This window comes from Saccharopolyspora sp. 7B, assembly GCF_020177435.1.
GTDB lineage: Bacteria > Actinomycetota > Actinomycetes > Mycobacteriales > Pseudonocardiaceae > Saccharopolyspora_C > Saccharopolyspora_C gregorii.
Genome location: NZ_JAIUKC010000270.1, coordinates 1 through 2,546, shown reverse-complemented (window position 1 = coordinate 2,546; position 2,546 = coordinate 1). Strand labels below are relative to the sequence as shown.

General features: G+C 72.8%; 2 protein-coding genes. Both read right to left on the bottom strand.

Features of this window, described 5'->3' with window-relative positions; genetic code table 11:
• Positions 1-32 precede the first annotated feature (32 nt).
• Positions 33-1,523, bottom strand: coding sequence for a diguanylate cyclase (locus tag LCD33_RS28470; RefSeq protein ID WP_224967888.1), 1,491 nt, complete (start codon positions 1,521-1,523; stop codon positions 33-35).
• Between the two features lie 73 nt (positions 1,524-1,596).
• Positions 1,597-2,262 carry a 5,6-dimethylbenzimidazole synthase gene (bluB, locus tag LCD33_RS28465; RefSeq protein WP_224963098.1) on the bottom strand — a complete coding sequence of 222 codons (666 nt, stop codon included), beginning with the start codon at positions 2,260-2,262 and terminating at the stop codon, positions 1,597-1,599.
• Positions 2,263-2,546 lie beyond the last annotated feature (284 nt).

Sequence of the window (2,546 nt, the reverse complement as noted above, 5' to 3'; positions counted from 1 at the left end):
GTGCGGGGGCGGGGCGGACATGGGCGCCGATCCTAGCCGCCTCGGATCTCCGGCCGGTCCTGCTCCGGGTCGCCGTGATCGGTCTCCACCCGGTTCCGCCCGGCCCGCTTCGCCCGGTACAGCGCGATGTCGGCCGCCGCGAACAGGTGGTCCAGCTTCGCGGGTCCGCCGGCGACGCCGATGCTGACGGTGGGGACGCGGCGCGTGCAGCCGAGCACCAGGCGCCAATCGTGCCGGTCGACGGCCGACCGGATGCGTTCCGCGACGACCGGGCCCGCGTGCCGGGAGTCCTCGGCGTCGTCGACCAGCAGCACCACGAACTCGTCCCCGGCCCACCGGCAGATCAGGTCGTCGGCGCGGCACTCGCGACGCAGCAGGTGCGCGACCTCCTGCAGGGTCGCGTCCCCGGCGGCGTGCCCCGCGTAGTCGTTGACGTCCTTGAACCAGTCCACGTCGAGCAGCACCAGCCACGGGATCCGGCCCTGCGCCGCGGTCTCCGCCAGCAGTTCGGGTGCTTGGCGCTGCAGGCCGAGGCGGTTCACCAGGCCGGTCAGCGGGTCGCGCACGGCCGCTTCCTGCGCCGCCGTCGCCAGCCGCTGCGCCTGGACGGCGACCCGCCGCTGCTCCAGCGCCTGGCCGAGGCCTTCCTGCAGCGTCTCCACGGCCGCGCTCCCGGCCCGCACCGTGCGGCGCAACGCGGCCGCCTCGCCCACGGCGTCGCCGAGCTGCACGCACACCGAGGCCAGGTCCAGCGAGTACCGCATCATCTGCATCGTGTCGCCGATGCTCTCGGCGCTGTCCAGCGCGCGGCTGGCGAAGGTGCGCGCCGAGTGCAGGTCTCCCTGGTCGCGCCGCACCACCGCCAGCACCCAGTTCGCCACGGCCGTGCAGAACCCGTCCTCGGCCTCCTTGCTGAGCTCCAGCGCGCGCTGGGCGAGCCGTTCCGCCTCCGGCAGCCGTCCGAGGCCGGCGAGGGCCCGCGCGCCACCGGCCAGCGACAGCCGGCGCAGCTGGCCCTCGCCGACGAGCAGCAGCGCCTCGTCGAACAGGTCGCGGGCCGTGCCGAACAGCCGTTCCGCGGCGGAGACCTCCCGCGCCACCGACCGGAAGATCAACGCGCTGGCCTGGCGGACCAGGCAGTGCGCCAGCGTCTCCGGGTCGCCCGCCTTGCGCGCCACCTGCACGCTCAGCGACATCAGCTCCAGCGCGGACTCCCGGTGCCCGATGGTCTCCAGCAGGTTGCCGAGGATGCTGATGGTCTGCGCCGCGGACGCGCCGCTCGGCTGGTCGGCGTCCAGGTCCGTCCAGCCCTCCGCCGCCAGTTCCAGGGCTTGCGGGATGCGGTTGAGCCGCCAGGAAAGCCACGCGCGGTGCACCAGCACCGTCGCCCGGTTCCACTGCTCGCCGACCAGGTTCGTCCCGGTCGAGACGAGTTCGTCGAACGCGACGTCCGCGTCGTGGAAGTGACCGGAATCGAGCAGGGCCCGCACGCGACGATCTTGCGCGGGGATGTGCCCCGACATCAGCGAATCGTCCTGTCGCACGGCGTCTCCGAGATCGTCCTCGTGCCCCGTTCCCCGCGTGTTCAGCTTCAGGCTACCGGGATCGGCCGCCCCGGTACTTGTCGTGGTGGACGACGTCCTCCAGCGGCGAGCGCCGCCGCCAGCCGTGTCGTTCCAGGTCAGGGGTTTCGGCGAGGGCGTGCACCGGTCCGATGCAGAGCCAGGCGACGGGCCGGACGCCTGCGGGGATGTCCAGCAGCCCGCGCAGGAACTCCTCCCGGTAGAAGCTGACCCAGCCGACGCCGAGGCCTTCGGCGGTCGCGGACAGCCACAGGTTCTGGATGGCCAGGCACACCGAGTACAGGCCGGCGTCGGCGATGGCGTGCCTGCCCAGCACCGCGGGGGAGCCGCGGTCGGGGTCGTAGGTGACGGCGATGCCGAGGCCGGACTCGACGATGCCCTCCACCTTGATCTTGGCGAAGGTCTCGGCCCGCTCCCCGCTGAGCTCGGCGGCGAAGACGTCCCGTTCGGCGCGCACGTGCTCGCGGAACGCACGGCGGGTGGCCTCGTCGCGGACCAGCACGAAGTCCCACGGCTGGCTCAGGCCCACGCTGGGGGCGCTGTGCGCGGCGGTCAGCACGCGGCGCAGCACCTCGTCCGGGATCTCGCCGCCGGTGAACTCGTTGCGGACGTCGCGGCGGCGTCGCAGCACGTCGTAGAGGTCGGCGGCGGGCATCGGTTCGGTGGATCGAGCGGTCATTGCCGCAATCCTGCCGTGCTAGACCACCCGAACGTGATGGCGAAGCGCACACCGCCCGCGAGACCAGCCGAGCGGCGCAACCGCCGACCAGCACTCCAACCCGCGGACCGAGACCCAGCACCCGCCGGATTCCATCGGTGGTTGCCTGTCAGCGGCGAAGCCGCTGAGCCGCCGACCACCAAAGCAACCGGACCACCCGCGGGTTCTCAGCGGGATTCTCGCGAGGACAGCTTTTTCCCTCGTGGCGGAGCCACTCGGGAAAAAGATCCCGCAGCGAGAATCCC